Source organism: Cupriavidus sp. CER-90 (assembly GCF_057652055.1).
In genome coordinates, this window is record NZ_JBYGYM010000002.1 from 3,409,656 (window position 1) to 3,423,836 (window position 14,181).

Genomic DNA, 14,181 nt, shown 5'->3' on the forward strand with positions numbered 1-14,181 from the left:
CGCCAATTATTTTAGGATTGAAGTATTTGCCGTTATAAACGCCGCGGTCGCCGCCGTCAATGCGCCCGCCTGGTCGCGGTGCGGCGAATGCCCACAGCGCGCGAGTTTAAGCAGTACCGTTTGCGGGGCATATCGCTGGATACCCTCGATCTGGGCCATGGTGCCGTACTCGTCGTCCTCGCCCTGCACGGCCAGCACCGGGCAGCGGATGCCGTCCAGCAGCGGGCGCAGGTCGAAATGGCGAAAATCCGGGTTGAGCCAGATATCGTTCCAGCCCCAGAACGCCGAATCGACGTCGGCATGGTGGCGCGCCAGGCGGGCGCGCAGATCGGTGTGCCGGTAGGTATCGCGCGTGGTGGCGATGCTGCGCACCGACAGGTCCTCGACGAAGATATGGGGCGCCAGCACGGTCAGGCCGTCCACGCCATCGGGAAAGCTTGCCGCGTAGATCAGCGCGATCGACCCGCCGTCGCTGTGCCCCAGCATCCACGGCCTGCCATGCTGGCGGCCGGGGCCGATGCCCAGCGCATCGAACAGCGCCGGCAACGCCTCGCGGGCCTGGCGATGCATGAAATCGACACCCCATTTTTCGTCATGCGGCCGCGCGGTGGAACGCCCGTAGCCGTAGCGGGAGAACACCAGGCCCCGGAAATCGCCGGCGTCGCAGAACTGGCGCGGAAAGTCGCGCCACATGCTGATCGAGCCCAGTCCCTCGTGCAGGAACACCACCAGCGGCCGCCGCGTGCGTGCCGGCCTCAGCCATTGGTACTCGACGTCGATCTGCCGCCCGTCGAACGGAATCCGAACCAGTTCGCTACCCATGTCACTACCCCTTCACCACGCCTGCCCGCGCCCGACTGCCCGACTGCCCGACTGCCCGGCGCCACGCCGTCAACGATACCTCACGACTGCCGCGCGGCTTCCTCGCGCTGGCGCAAGCGGAATCGCTGAATCTTGCCGGTGGCCGTCTTCGGCAACTCCTCCACGCATTCGATCTGCCGCGGATACTTGTACGGCGCCAGCTTCGCCTTGACGAAAGCCTGCAGTTCGGCGGCCATGCCGTCGTGCCATTGCTGGCCCGGGCGCAGCACCACGAAGGCCTTCGGCTTGATCAGGTCGTCGCCATCGGGCACGCCGATCACGGCCGCCTCCAGTACCGCCGGATGCTGGGCCAGCACGGCCTCCACCTCGAACGGCGACACATAGATGCCGCCGACCTTAAGCATGTCGTCGCTGCGGCCCGCGTAGGTGTAATAGCCGTTGGCATCGCAGACATACTTGTCGCCACTGCGCGTCCAGGCCCCCACGAAGGTATCGCGGCTCTTGTCGCGATTGCACCAGTACATCAGCGCGGCCGACGGCCCCTTGATAAACAGGTCGCCAATTTCGCCCGGCGCGCACGGCTCGCCCTGCTCGTCGAGCAGCTTCAGTTCATACCCCGGCACCGGGCGACCCGTCGTCCCGTAGCGCACTTCGCCCGGCCGGTTCGACAGGAAGATGTGCAGCATCTCGGTGGAGCCGATGCCGTCGAGGATGTCGCAGCCGAAATGCCCCAGGAAACGGTCGCCGATATCGCGCGGCAGCGCCTCGCCCGCCGATGTGCAGACCCGCATCGCCACATCGGCGCGCGGCGGCAGGTCGGGGGCGGCCAGCATGCCCGCGAACAGCGTCGGCACCCCGCAGAAGACGGTCGGCCGATGCTTGACAAGGCGCTGGAACACCGCCTGGGGCGTCGGCCGTTCGGCCATCAGCACCGTGGTGGCCCCCACCGACAGCGGAAACGTCAGCGCATTGCCCAGCCCATAGGCAAAGAACAGCTTGGCGGCCGAGAACACCACGTCGTCTTCGCGGATGCCCAGCACCCGGCGCCCGTACAGATCGGCCGTGTGGAACAGGTTGCCGTGGGTGTGGACCGTGCCCTTGGGACGGCCCGTCGAGCCCGACGAATATAGCCAGAACGCCATGTCGTCGGGACCCGTGGCGGCTACGGTGGGCGCGGGATCGGCACCGGCCACCATGCCGGCGACGGTGGGGCCCGGTGCGTCGGCCGTTGGTGCCGTCCCGGGCGCGGCCACGATCACGTCGGGCGCAAGCCCGGCCTTGTCGATGGCGGCCTGCATCGTGCCCAGCAGCGGCGCCGACACCACCACGGCCCGGGCCCCGCTGTGCGCCAGCATGTACGCGTAGTCGTCGACCGTCAGCAGGGTGTTGACGGCCACCGGCACCACGCCAGCCAGCAGGCAGCCCAGAAATACCGTGGGAAAGTCGATCGTATCGAGCGCGCACAGCAAGACGCGCTCCTCGCGGCGGAACCCGGCCCGGTGCAGCGCGCCGGCAAAGCGGCGGCAGCGATCGTCCAGTTCGGCAAAGGTCAGCGTCGTGGTGTCGTCGATATAGGCCAGCTTGCCGCCCCGCCCGGCCTGCCGGTGGCGCGCGAGCAGGTCGTCGGCAGCGTTGTAGCGGGCGGGCAGCGCGGTCACGGCGAAGGCGGCCGTGTCGGTTGCCAAGCCGGGCGCCTCGCCAGCCGACACGGAAGACGATGCAAGGGATGCAGCCGAGGACACCGCCTGCGCTGCCGTGCCGGCAGCCGCGGTGCTAGGGATCGGGGGCGTCATGTCTCCACTCCTCTGACCACCCGGATCGTCGCCAGCCACAGCACGCGGTCCGGTATGGCTTCCAGCAGTTTGTCTTCTTGTACCGACAGCTACGCGCAGCGCCGCCGTGATGTCGATGCATTTTATTTCATATCGGCTATTATGCAAGCAAGGGTATGCACTATATAGCCGCAACAACCATGCACTCGCACGCATGCCGTGTCCGTATAATGCGTCGCCCGATCCAACGGACCCATTTCGATACCAGCATGCGTCGCGACCCCGACACGCTCCCGCCTCCTGACGACCGCGCCGACCCGCGCGCGGAGTCCCGCGCCACGGGCGAGCGCGACCCCTATCTGACGCAGCTTGGCGAACGCATCCGCTCGCTGCGTGCGGCGCGCGGGATGTCGCGCAAGGACCTGGCACGCGGCGCCGATGTCTCGGAACGCTACCTGGCCAATCTGGAAACCGGCACCGGCAATGCATCGGTGCTGTTGCTGCGCCAGGTTGCTCGCGCGCTGGACGTGCCGCTGCCCGTGGTACTGGCCGAGGTGGACGGCCACGCCACCGGGCACGGCGACCCCGCGGCCGCCGAATTCTCGCAACTGGTGCAGTGGCTGGCCCAACTGCCCGCCAGCGATCTGGCACGCGTGCGCGAGGCGGCGCAGCATGCGCTATCGCCAGCGGAATCGCGCGACGCGCGGCATCGCCGCATTGCGCTGATCGGGCTGCGCGGCGCCGGCAAATCAACGATCGGGCGCGCGCTGGCGGCCGCCGAAGGCATGCCGTTCGTCGAACTGAACGTGGCGATCGAGCAGGAGGCCGGCGCCAGCCTGTCCGAGATCCATTCGCTCTATGGCCAGGCGGCCTACCGGCGCTACGAAATGCGCGCGCTCGAACGTGTGCTGCGCGAGCACGACACGATGGTGCTGGCTACGCCGGGCAGCCTGGTATCGGAGCCCGCCACCTTCAACCTGCTGCTGTCGCGGTGCCTGACGGTCTGGGTACGGACGTCGCCCGAGGAACATATGGCCCGTGTGGTCGCCCAGGGCGACATGCGCCCCATGGAGGGCAACCGCGAAGCCATGACCGACCTGCGCCGCATCCTGCAGGCGCGCACCCCGCTCTATTCGCGCGCGGACGTGTCGATCGACACCAGCGGCCAGGACGCCGCCTCGTCGCTGCAGGCGCTCCAGACGCAACTGCGCCAGCTTCCGCACTAGACCGGCCTGCCGCCCCGGACAGTCCGGCGCCAACGAGAAGCTTCCAGCGCGTGCGGGGCTTGCATCGTCCGCGACGATGCACTATATTTCATCGCATACGATACGGAACTATAGTGCATCAAGGAGACGCCCCCATGTCGACGGATACCGCCACGCCCGCAACTGCCGCCCCGGTGACCTTCGAGCGCCATCCCGACCACTACCGCCACTGGAAGCTGACGTTCGATGGCCCGATTGCGACGCTGGCCATGGACGTCGACGAGGAAGGCGGCCTGCGGCCCGGGTACACGCTGAAACTCAATTCCTACGACCTGGGCGTGGATATTGAACTGCACGACGCGCTGCAGCGCATCCGCTTCGAACACCCCGAAGTCCGCACCGTGGTGCTCACCAGCGCGAAGGACCGCATCTTCTGCTCGGGTGCCAATATCTTCATGCTGGGCAAGTCCAGCCATGCCTGGAAGGTGAATTTCTGCAAGTTCACCAACGAAACGCGCAACGGCATCGAGGATGCCAGCCGCCACTCCGGCATCCGGTTTATCGCGGCCTGCAACGGCACCACCGCCGGCGGCGGCTATGAACTGGCACTGGCCTGCGACGAAATCGTGCTGATCGACGACCGGTCGTCGGCCGTGAGCCTGCCCGAGGTGCCGCTGCTGGGCGTGTTGCCCGGCACCGGCGGGCTGACACGCGTGACCGACAAGCGCCGCGTGCGCCGCGACCACGCCGACATCTTCTGCCTGACCACCGAAGGCGTGCGCGGCCAGCGCGCCAAGGACTGGCGCCTGGTGGACGATGTGGTCAAGCCCGCCCGTTTCACCGAACACGTGCGCGAACGCGCGCAGGCACTGGCCGCGCAAAGCGACCGGCCCGCCGGCGAGGCCGGCGTGGCGCTGACGCCGCTGGCGCGCCAGACCCGCGACACCGGCTATCGCTATGACACCGTGCGCGTCGACATCGACCGCGACGCACGCCACGCCACGATCACCGTCAGCGCCCCCACCGGCGAGGCGCCCACGGACGTGGCGGGCATCGTCGCTGCCGGCGCGCAGTGGTGGCCGCTGAAGATGGCCCGCGAACTCGACGACGCCATCCTGACCCTGCGCGCCAACCACCTCGACATCGGCATGTGGATTCTGAAGACCACGGGCGACGCCGCGCAGGTGCTGGCCGCCGATGCCCTGATGGATGCCCACGCCAGCCACTGGTTCGTGCGCGAGACCATCGGCATGCTGCGTCGGACGCTGGCACGGCTCGATGTGTCCTCGCGCAGCCTGTTCGCGCTGGTGGAACCGGGTTCGTGCTTTGCCGGCACGCTGCTCGAACTGGCGCTGGCCGCCGACCGCACCTACATGCTGCATATGCCGGATGCCCCCGGCGAGGCCCCGCACCTGCATGCCGATGCGGCCAATTTTGGCCGATATCCGATGCCGAACGGGCTGACGCGCATCGCCGCACGGTTCTATGAAGCATCCGACGCGCTGGCCGCCGTGCGCGCGCAGGCGGGCAAGCCGCTCGACGGCCCTGCGGCCGAGGCGCTGGGGCTGGTCACGGCCGCGCTGGACGATATCGACTGGGAAGACGAGATCCGCATCGCCATCGAGGAACGCGCGAGCCTGTCGCCCGATGCGCTGACCGGCCTGGAGGCCAATCTGCGCTTCGGGGGCCACGAGACCATGGAAACGCGGATCTTCGGCCGGCTCACGGCCTGGCAGAACTGGATCTTCAACCGCCCCAACGCCGTGGGCGAGCACGGGGCGCTCAAGGTCTTCGGCACCGGCAACAAGGCACGCTTCGACTGGGACCGGGTCTGACCGCCGCCCGCCACCCCCGACAACGATAAATGGAGACCGCGATGAGCATCGACTACAGCCAGAAGATTCCGAACAACGTGAACCTTTCGGAAGACCGCACGCTGCAGCGCGCACTGGAACACTGGCAGCCGGCCTTCCTGGACTGGTGGCGCGACATGGGTCCGGACGGCTCGCATAATTTCGATGTCTATCTGCGCACGGCGGTGTCGGTGGACCCATCGGGCTGGGCGCACTTCGACCATGTGAAGATGCCGGACTACCGCTGGGGCATCTTCCTGCAACCGGCAGATGCCGAGCGCAAGATCCACTTCGGAGAGCACAAGGGCGAGGCGGCCTGGCAGGAAGTGCCCGGCGAGCACCGCGCCAACCTGCGGCGCATCATCGTCACGCAGGGCGACACCGAGCCCGCGTCGGTGGAGCAACAGCGCCACCTGGGCCTGACCGCGCCATCGCTCTATGACCTGCGCAACCTGTTCCAGGTCAATGTGGAGGAAGGGCGCCACCTGTGGGCCATGGTGTACCTGCTGCACCGCCACTTCGGCCGCGACGGCCGCGAGGAAGCCGAGGCGCTGCTGGGCCGACGCTCCGGCGACGAGGACAACCCGCGCATTCTGGGCGCCTTCAACGAACGCACGCCCGACTGGCTGTCGTTCTTCATGTTCACGTACTTCACCGACCGCGACGGCAAGTTCCAGCTCTGCGCGCTGGCCGAATCGGGCTTCGATCCGCTGGCGCGCACCACGCGCTTCATGCTGACCGAGGAAGCCCACCACATGTTCGTGGGGGAATCGGGCGTGTCGCGCGTGATCCAGCGCACCTGCGAGGTCATGCGCGAGCGCGACATCCAGGACCCGGCCGACGTGCGCGCCGCCGGCGTGATCGACCTCGAAACCATCCAGCGTTACCTGAACTTCCACTACAGCGTGACGATCGACCTGTTCGGCGCCGACCAGTCGTCCAACGCCGCTACCTTCTACAGCGCCGGCCTCAAGGGCCGCTTCGAGGAAGGCAAGCGCGCCGACGATCACGTGCTCAAGGGGGACGTGTACCGTATCCTGGAAGTCCGGGACGGCAAGCTGGCCGAGCGTGAGGTGCCGATGCTCAACGCGCTGAACGAGGTGCTGCGGGACGACTACATCAAGGATTCCGTGGGCGGGGTGGCGCGCTGGAACAAGGTGATCGAGAAAGCCGGCATCCCGTTCCGGCTGACGGTGCCGCACAAGGCGTTCAACCGCAAGATCGGCACGTTCGCGAACCTGCATGTGTCGCCCACCGGCGATGTGATCGGCGAAGCCGAGTGGCAGGCCAACAAGGACAAGTGGCTGGCCACCGAGGCGGACCGCAGGTACGTGGCGTCGCTGATGGGCCGGGTCGTCGAGCCGGGCAAGTTCGCCAACTGGATCGCGCCGCCCGCCATCGGCATCAACCGCCAGCCGGTGGACTTCGAATACGTCCGCTTCAACTGAATTGGCGAAGGAACCGACGATCATGGGCGCCGCCGACATCATCAAGCAACATCTGATCGATCCGGAAATCTGCATTCGCTGCAACACCTGCGAAGACACCTGCCCGATCGATGCCATCACCCACGACGACCGCAACTACGTGGTCAAGGCCGACGTCTGCAACGGCTGCGGCGCGTGCCTGTCGCCCTGCCCCACGGGCGCCATCGACAACTGGCGCACCATGTTCAAGGGGCAGGCCTACACGATCGAGGCGCAACTGGGCTGGGACGAACTGCCCGCCGAGGTGCCGCTGACCGATGCGGTGATCGACGCCGCCATCGGCGCCGCGGCAGCCGCCGACGAGGCCATTGGCGAGGCCGTGGCATCGAGCAAGCCGGTGCCGATGCAGGCGGTGGAAACCAGCCGCCATACCTCGCCCAAGGCGCCGTGGTCGGCGGCACACCCGTACGTCAACCTGCATGGCTTGCGCGAGCCCTTGACCGCCACGGTAGCCGGCAACTACCGGCTGACCGAGGCCGATGCGTCGAGCGATATCCACCATATCGTGCTGGACTTCGGCAACCAGTTCTTTCCGGTGCTGGAAGGCCAGGCCATCGGCATCATCCCGCCTGGCACCGATGCGTCAGGCAAGCCGCATTACATCCGCATGTATTCGGTGGCCAGCCCGCGCGACGGCGAGCGCCCGGGCTACAACAACCTGGCGCTGACCGTGAAGCGCGTAGACACCGACCACGACGGCAATCCGGTCAGCGGCGTGGCCTCGAATTTCTTGTGTGACCTGTGCAAGGGCGACACAGTGCAGGTCGTCGGTCCGTTCGGCAACACGTTCCTGATGCCGAACCACCGCGAGGCCAGCGTCATGATGATCTGCACCGGGACGGGATCGGCCCCGATGCGCGCCATGACCGAGCGGATGCGGCGCAACATGAGCCACTTCACCGGCCGCCGCCTGCTGTTCTTCGGCGCCCGCAACCGGCGCGAACTGCCGTACTTCGGCCCGCTGCTGAAGCTGCCCAAGGATTTCCTGGACATCCACTTCGCGTTGTCGCGCGACCCCGAGGTGCCGCGCCGCTATGTGCAGGATGCGATACGCGACGCCGGCCCCAATGTCGCCGCGCTGCTTGGCGACCCGCATGGCTACGTCTACATCTGCGGGCTCAAGGGCATGGAGGAAGGCGTGCTCGAGGCATTTTCCGAGGTATGCGCGACGGCTGGGCTGTCGTGGGCCGAGGTCGAGACCCGCCTGCGCGCCGAAGGCCGGCTGCACATCGAAACCTATTGATGGCGCGTGTCCGGAACGGGCTCGATTTGCGACTTCCCAACTGAAACCTGCCGCCTATAATGTTTCTCAAGAAACAGGAGACGATAGGCGATGCAATCGAGGCAGATCCCCGAGACTGCGCCCGCCGGCAGCCCTGACGCCGGCGTGACGCTGACCAAGGCAGTGATGCGCGCGGCTGGCTTCCTGGGCATCAGCCAGGCCATCGTCGCCAGCGTGCTCGGCATCAGCACCGCGTCGGTATCGCGCATGGCCTCCGGCGGCTATGTGCTCGACACGCATCGCAAGGAATGGGAATTCGCCGTCCTGTTCGTCCGCCTGTTCCGGTCGCTGGACGCCATCCTCGGCCATGAGGAACAGGCACGGCTCTGGCTGACCCACGACAACATCGCGCTCGGCGGCAAGCCGCTGGAGCTGATTCGCACCACCGAGGGCCTCGTTCGTGTCGTTCACTACCTGGACGCCACCCGCGGTCGCATCTGAGCGCAAGCTGTTCGCGCTCACGCTCTGGCGGGCCGTTGAAGCCCAGCATGTTGTCTCGACCATGCCCCTGGTCGACACCCTCGAAGAGCAGGCCGTTCTGGAAGCCGTGATCGATGCCGGCAAACCCGTCGTCCCACCCGACGCGCGCGCCCTGCACTACCTGATCTTCACGCCATTCCGCTATCCGACCACCGAATGGGGCTCGCGCTTCCGGGGTGGCCAGGACCCCGGCGTGTTCTACGGCGCGGAATCGATCCGTACGGCCTGCGCCGAACTGGGCTACTGGCGCTGGCGCTTCCTGATGGACTGCCCCGCCCTGCCCCGCATCGATGCGCGCGCACAGACGCTGTTCCAGGTGGGTGTCCGCAGCGATGGGGTGGCACTGGACGTCCTGCCCTTCGCGCAGGACGCCGCGCAGTGGACGCACCCGGACGAATACGGCCCCTGCCAGGCCTTCGCGCGCATCGCCCGGGAAGCCGGCGTCGGCCTGATCCGCTACACGTCGGTGCGCGATTCCGAGCCAGGCATCGGCGTGGCCGTGCTGACGCCGCGCGCGTTCGACCCGCCACAACCGCTGGCCACCACCACGTGGATGCTCACGGTGCGCCACGACCGCGTGATCTGGCAACGCGATGACCTGCGACAGCGCGACAGCTTCGAATTCGAAAGTACCCGCTGGCCGCCGCCGCATCGCACAAGCGAAAATCCCCCACCGGCCTGAACGCCCCGCCGCGAAAACGCTCCAATAGATCAGGCAGGTCAGGCGCAGCTTGCAGGCGCCTGATGGCTGCCATCGCAGAACTTTTAAGTTTCTGTTGCAATGCGAAAACAGGTCACCTATAATCACAGCTTCGACGGACGCGGGGTGGAGCAGTCTGGCAGCTCGTCGGGCTCATAACCCGAAGGTCGCAGGTTCAAATCCTGCCCCCGCAACCAACCGATCATCATCGATCGGAACCGTCAAGCAGTCACACAGCAAACCCGCCAAACCGGCGGGTTTTTTGTTTTGCATCCCGGCCCCGCCATGCCGCATGTCAGGCGCGGCGCACCATCGGCGCGCCATTAGCGCGTTGGGGGCGGGACATCACGCAGCCGCCAAAGCGAGTCTCCGGCGCGGTGATACACTTGCCCCCATTCTTCCCGGACGCCTCCCATGAAATTCTGCTCGAACTGTGGTCATGCGGTCGTGCTGCGCGTGCCCGAAGGCGACAACCGCCCGCGCAGCATGTGCGATAACTGCGGCACCATCCACTACGTCAATCCGCGCAACGTCGTGGGCACGATTCCGGTCTGGGAAGACAAGATCCTGATCTGCAAGCGCGCCATCGAGCCGCGCTACGGATTCTGGACCTTGCCCGCTGGCTTTATGGAAATTGGCGAAACGACGGCCCAGGCTGCGTCTCGCGAGACGCTCGAAGAAGCCGGCGCACGCGTGGAAGTGGGCGAGCTGTTTTCGATGCTCAACGTGCCGCATGTGCATCAGGTGCATCTGTTCTACCTGGCCAAACTGAACGACCTGGACATCGCCCCGGGCGAAGAAAGCCTGGAGGTCAAGCTCGTCGATGAAGCGGACGTGCCCTGGGACGACCTGGCCTTCCCGACTGTGATCCATACGCTGCGCTGCTTCTTTGCCGACCGCGCCGCAGGCAGGATCGCCGCCGGCGACTTCCGTCTGCACACGCTCGACATCGACAAGCCGATGCGGCCGCTGACCAGCCGCGCCACCGTCACACCGTAACCGAGGCCCAGGCGGCCCCGCCCATCTTCCCGGCATGATTACCTGGCTCGACCCGCAGGATCCGTTTCCGCCGGTCGAGCGCGCGCTCGGCCCGGCCAGCGACGCGCCCGGACTGCTCGCGGCCAGCCGCGACCTGACCCCGCAACGCCTGCTGCTGGCGTATCGCCAGGGCATCTTCCCGTGGTACTCCGAAGGCCAGCCGGTGTTGTGGTGGAGCACCGATCCGCGCATGGTACTGGTGCCGGCCGCGCTCAAGGTTTCGCCTTCGTTCCGCAAGACCCTCCGGCGCGTGCTGCGCGATCCCGACTGGGAAATCCGCGCCGACGACAACTTCACGGCGGTCATGCGCGCCTGCGCCATGACGCCGCGCGACGGCCAGCTCGGCACATGGATCACGAACGAGATCATCGCCGCGTACGCCGCCCTGCACCGGCTGGACCTGGCCCATTCCGTCGAGGCCTGGTACCAGGGCGAGCGCGTGGGCGGCCTGTATGGCGTGGCGCTGGGACGCATGTTCTACGGGGAATCGATGTTCGCGCATCGGACCGATGCCTCGAAGATTGCGCTGGCGGCACTCTGTGCCTTCCTGGAACGCCACGGCGTGGCCATGATCGATTGCCAGCAGGAAACCGACCACCTTGCATCGCTTGGCGCGGCGCCGATCCCGCGCGCCGACTTTATCGCGCATGTGCGGGCCGCGGCAGCCTCTGCCACGATCGAGCCATGGCATTTCGACAAGGGCGAACTGCGCCGCTGGACCGGCGCGACCGGTAACGGCGCCGCATGAGCCGTCACTTGCCGGCCTTTCCTTCCAGCCGGCCCAGACGGACGTTGATGCCGCCGACGTCCTTTTCCAGCCCGGCCAGGCGCTGATTGGTTTCATCGAGGCGCCGGTTCGTGGCGTCGATCTTGTCGCCGAGCCGGGCTTCCAAGCTCGTTATGTCCCCGCTGAGCTTCTTGTCCAACGCCACGATTTCGCCACTGAGCCGCTTGTCCATTTGCGACATCGTCGACACGACGGCCCGAATCTCGGTTTTCAACATGTCGCCGTAGACCGTGCGCTGGTAATCGAGGATGCCGAACAATGCGGCGAGCAACCCGAGACCGACGCCAGCCACGGCCGCCATGTCCGCGTAGCGCGTCCACCGCCCAACCGGGTGGCCAGCGACGAGCGTCGCGCCGGACTGCGTCCTTGCCGAGCCTTCCTCGAAGGGCATGGATGCCATGATGTGCTCCTGAAGTATCAGAGAGCCCATCGTAGAAAGCCGCCGCGCCGAAAACAATGCGAGGAATCTCAAAATGCTGGACGCCCTGCCAATTCCGCTTGCAGACGTGCCCCAATGGGCTCTGATAGACTGCCACTCAGACCGGCAATGCCGGCGTCCGACGCGCCGCCCCCTCATTCGACGTCATGAGCAAGCTGAAGGAACTACCGCTCTCCGCGCTGCAGTTTTATGCGACGGCGCCGTACGCTTGCAGCTACCTGGAAGGCCGCATGGCCCGCTCGCAGGTGGCGACCCCCGCCCACCTGATCAACGCCGATGTCTACTCGCGGCTGGTGCGTGCCGGGTTTCGCCGCAGCGGCATCTTCACATACCGTCCCTACTGCGACGAATGCCGGGCCTGCACGCCGTGCCGGGTGCTGGTGGACCAGTTCGAGCCCGACCGCAGCCAGCGTCGCGCGTGGAAGCAGCACCAGGGCCTGCAGGCGCTGGTGGCGCCGCTGACCTACGTGGAAGAGCACTACGCGCTGTACCTGCTCTACCAGTCGATGCGCCATGCGGGCGGCGGCATGGACCAGGACAGCCGCGACCAGTACGAGCAGTTCCTGCTGCAAAGCCGTGTCAATTCCCGGCTGGTGGAGTTCCGCGAGCCGGCTGGCTCGCCCGAGGCGGGCAAGCTGCGCATGGTGAGCATGATCGATGTGCTCGACGATGGACTGTCGTCGGTCTACACGTTCTACGACCCGCTGGTGACCGGCACCAGCTATGGCACCTACAACATCCTCTGGCAGATCAATGAGACCCGCGAACTGGGCCTGCCGCATCTGTACCTGGGATACTGGATTGCGGACAGCCGCAAGATGGCCTACAAGGCGCGCTTCCAGCCGCTGCAGGTCCTGACCGGCAACCAGTGGCACGCGTTCGCGGGCACGCCCGCCTCGCCCGAGCCGCCATCGCCGGCCAATCCCGGCCCGGCACAGGAATAAGCGCCCGGGTCCGCCGGAATTGGCAGCAAATGCGGCCTGAACGGCTACAATGCCGCCCTGATTCCGACTCCTCTCCGGCTCCGGCCGCGCCCATCCGTGCTCAACGCGCTCTATCCCCTGTTTCGCCCCGCCCTGTTCTCCATGGACGCGGAGGATGCCCACCATTTCACGCTGAACAACCTGATGCGCGCCAGGCGCATGGGCCTGGCCGGCTGCATCGGCAACAGCATCGCCGACGATCCGCGCACCGTGATGGGCGTGCGCTTTCCTAACCCGGTGGGCCTGGCCGCCGGGCTGGACAAGGACGGGGCCTATATCGACGGGCTGGCCGCGTTCGGCTTTGGCTTTATCGAAGTGGGCACCGTCACGCCGCGCGCCCAGGCCGGCAATCCGCGTCCGCGCATGTTCCGCCTGCCCCAGGCCGATGCGCTGATCAACCGCATGGGCTTCAACAATGGCGGCGTCGATGCGTTCATCCGCAACGTGCAGGCGTCCCGCTGGAAGGCCGAAGGCGGCGTGCTGGGCCTGAACATCGGCAAGAACGCGGATACGCCGATCGAACGCGCGGCCGACGACTACCTGTACTGCCTGGAGCGCGTCTATCCGCACGCCAGCTACGTGACGGTGAACATTTCGTCGCCCAATACCAAGAACCTGCGCCAGCTGCAGGGCGCCAGCGAGCTGGACGGCCTGCTGTCCACGCTCAAGGCGGCCCAGCAGCGCCTGGCCGACCAGCACAAGCGGTACGTGCCGGTGGCGCTGAAGATCGCGCCCGATCTCGATGACGACCAGATCCGCAATATCGGCGATGCCCTGGTCCGCCACGGTATCGACGGCGTGATCGCCACCAACACCACCATCTCGCGCGACGCCGTCCAGGGCCTGCCCCATGCCGACGAAGCCGGTGGCCTGTCCGGCCGTCCCGTCTTCGAGGCATCGACGCGCGTGGTACGTGAACTGCGCCGCGTCGTTGGCAATGATCTGCCAATTATTGGCGTGGGCGGCATCTTCGACGGCGCCGGCGCGCGCGCCAAAATCGATGCCGGCGCGCAGCTGGTACAGGTCTACAGCGGCCTGATTTATCGCGGCCCGACGCTGGTCCGGGACTGCGCCGCCGCCCTGCGCCGGTAGGCTGCGGACGGTATCGCCGGGGCGCCCGCCCCGTGTCGGTCATCGGGCGCATTCACGCGAAAAATGGCAATCTCGCGCAATATCTTGCGGCACACCCTTCTTTGGAAGGTGTTTTTCGGCAGGATATGGCGCGATGCAGCACCAAAAGCGAACCCAGCAGGGGCCGAAAATGGTATGCTCGCAGGCTTCGCGCCGTCGTATCCAATGGGATCACGCGCGTGCCCGTACCTGCCGCCGGGCA

Annotated in this window: 13 protein-coding genes and 1 tRNA gene; 11 read left to right on the forward strand and 3 right to left on the reverse strand. The window is 66.8% G+C overall.

All coding sequences use genetic code 11. The annotated features are described in order from the left end of the window. Positions 1-6: 6 nt before the first annotated feature. Together AC24R4_RS26115 and AC24R4_RS26120 are read right to left on the reverse strand one after the other, a co-directional pair. A complete protein-coding gene (locus tag AC24R4_RS26115; protein ID WP_400392940.1) occupies positions 7-822 on the reverse strand; it encodes an alpha/beta fold hydrolase in 816 nt (271 codons plus the stop codon). 80 nt (positions 823-902) lie between these two features. Next, positions 903-2,615 (reverse strand): benzoate-CoA ligase family protein, encoded by a 1,713-nt coding sequence (locus tag AC24R4_RS26120; RefSeq protein WP_487523855.1) that lies wholly within the window; start codon positions 2,613-2,615, stop codon positions 903-905. 248 nt (positions 2,616-2,863) lie between these two features. On the opposite strand from AC24R4_RS26120, the gene AC24R4_RS26125 reads away from it, so the two are divergent. The 9 genes from AC24R4_RS26125 (at position 2,864) to aat (ending at position 11,387) form a co-directional block, all read left to right on the forward strand. Then, positions 2,864-3,820, forward strand: coding sequence for a helix-turn-helix transcriptional regulator (locus AC24R4_RS26125; protein WP_400393991.1), 957 nt, complete (start codon positions 2,864-2,866; stop codon positions 3,818-3,820). Positions 3,821-3,954: 134 nt separating this feature from the next. Next, on the forward strand, positions 3,955-5,634 hold the full coding sequence (gene boxC, locus AC24R4_RS26130; protein ID WP_400393992.1) for a 2,3-epoxybenzoyl-CoA dihydrolase: 1,680 nt from the start codon (positions 3,955-3,957) through the stop codon (positions 5,632-5,634). 41 nt (positions 5,635-5,675) lie between these two features. Then, positions 5,676-7,100: a benzoyl-CoA 2,3-epoxidase subunit BoxB gene (gene boxB / locus AC24R4_RS26135; RefSeq protein ID WP_400393994.1), complete on the forward strand. Its 1,425-nt coding sequence runs from the start codon at positions 5,676-5,678 to the stop codon at positions 7,098-7,100. Positions 7,101-7,122: 22 nt separating this feature from the next. Beyond that, the gene (gene boxA / locus AC24R4_RS26140) at positions 7,123-8,382 is read left to right on the forward strand and encodes a benzoyl-CoA 2,3-epoxidase subunit BoxA (RefSeq protein WP_400393996.1); all 1,260 of its coding nucleotides are present in this window, start codon (positions 7,123-7,125) and stop codon (positions 8,380-8,382) included. Between the two features lie 90 nt (positions 8,383-8,472). Then, entirely contained in the window at positions 8,473-8,862 is a 390-nt protein-coding gene (locus AC24R4_RS26145; protein ID WP_153948099.1) for an MbcA/ParS/Xre antitoxin family protein, read from the forward strand. Continuing rightward, on the forward strand, positions 8,822-9,583 hold the full coding sequence (locus AC24R4_RS26150) for an RES family NAD+ phosphorylase (protein WP_400393998.1): 762 nt from the start codon (positions 8,822-8,824) through the stop codon (positions 9,581-9,583). Before AC24R4_RS26145 ends, AC24R4_RS26150 begins: the two co-directional genes overlap by 41 nt. A gap of 138 nt (positions 9,584-9,721) precedes the next feature. Then, positions 9,722-9,798, forward strand: a tRNA-Met gene (locus AC24R4_RS26155). Positions 9,799-10,015: 217 nt separating this feature from the next. Beyond that, complete coding sequence (locus AC24R4_RS26160; protein ID WP_153948097.1) at positions 10,016-10,600, forward strand: NUDIX hydrolase; 585 nt, start codon at positions 10,016-10,018, stop codon at positions 10,598-10,600. A 34-nt stretch (positions 10,601-10,634) separates the two neighbouring features. Then, positions 10,635-11,387 carry a leucyl/phenylalanyl-tRNA--protein transferase gene (aat, locus tag AC24R4_RS26165; RefSeq protein WP_487523856.1) on the forward strand — a complete coding sequence of 251 codons (753 nt, stop codon included), beginning with the start codon at positions 10,635-10,637 and terminating at the stop codon, positions 11,385-11,387. 4 nt (positions 11,388-11,391) lie between these two features. On the opposite strand, the gene AC24R4_RS26170 is transcribed toward aat, so the two are convergent. Further along, a complete protein-coding gene (locus AC24R4_RS26170; protein WP_487523857.1) occupies positions 11,392-11,826 on the reverse strand; it encodes a hypothetical protein in 435 nt (144 codons plus the stop codon). A gap of 185 nt (positions 11,827-12,011) precedes the next feature. Here AC24R4_RS26170 and AC24R4_RS26175 point away from each other — a divergent pair, with 185 nt between their 5' ends. Together AC24R4_RS26175 and AC24R4_RS26180 are read left to right on the forward strand one after the other, a co-directional pair. After that, complete coding sequence (locus AC24R4_RS26175) at positions 12,012-12,809, forward strand: arginyltransferase (RefSeq protein ID WP_153948094.1); 798 nt, start codon at positions 12,012-12,014, stop codon at positions 12,807-12,809. A 96-nt stretch (positions 12,810-12,905) separates the two neighbouring features. After that, positions 12,906-13,940, forward strand: coding sequence for a quinone-dependent dihydroorotate dehydrogenase (locus AC24R4_RS26180; RefSeq protein ID WP_400393229.1), 1,035 nt, complete (start codon positions 12,906-12,908; stop codon positions 13,938-13,940). Positions 13,941-14,181: the final 241 nt, after the last annotated feature.

Bases quoted from the DNA above. Each gene is read 5' to 3' on its own strand.
- boxB (WP_400393994.1), top strand. From the start codon at position 5,676: ATGAGCATCGACTACAGCCAGAAGATTCCGAACAACGTGAACCTTTCG.
- aat (WP_487523856.1), top strand. From the start codon at position 10,635: ATGATTACCTGGCTCGACCCGCAGGATCCGTTTCCGCCGGTCGAGCGC.
- boxA (WP_400393996.1), top strand. From the start codon at position 7,123: ATGGGCGCCGCCGACATCATCAAGCAACATCTGATCGATCCGGAAATC.
- AC24R4_RS26125 (WP_400393991.1), top strand. From the start codon at position 2,864: ATGCGTCGCGACCCCGACACGCTCCCGCCTCCTGACGACCGCGCCGAC.
- AC24R4_RS26115 (WP_400392940.1), bottom strand. From the start codon at position 822: ATGGGTAGCGAACTGGTTCGGATTCCGTTCGACGGGCGGCAGATCGAC.
- AC24R4_RS26170 (WP_487523857.1), bottom strand. From the start codon at position 11,826: ATGGCATCCATGCCCTTCGAGGAAGGCTCGGCAAGGACGCAGTCCGGC.
- AC24R4_RS26175 (WP_153948094.1), top strand. From the start codon at position 12,012: ATGAGCAAGCTGAAGGAACTACCGCTCTCCGCGCTGCAGTTTTATGCG.
- AC24R4_RS26145 (WP_153948099.1), top strand. From the start codon at position 8,473: ATGCAATCGAGGCAGATCCCCGAGACTGCGCCCGCCGGCAGCCCTGAC.
- AC24R4_RS26160 (WP_153948097.1), top strand. From the start codon at position 10,016: ATGAAATTCTGCTCGAACTGTGGTCATGCGGTCGTGCTGCGCGTGCCC.
- boxC (WP_400393992.1), top strand. From the start codon at position 3,955: ATGTCGACGGATACCGCCACGCCCGCAACTGCCGCCCCGGTGACCTTC.
- AC24R4_RS26120 (WP_487523855.1), bottom strand. From the start codon at position 2,615: ATGACGCCCCCGATCCCTAGCACCGCGGCTGCCGGCACGGCAGCGCAG.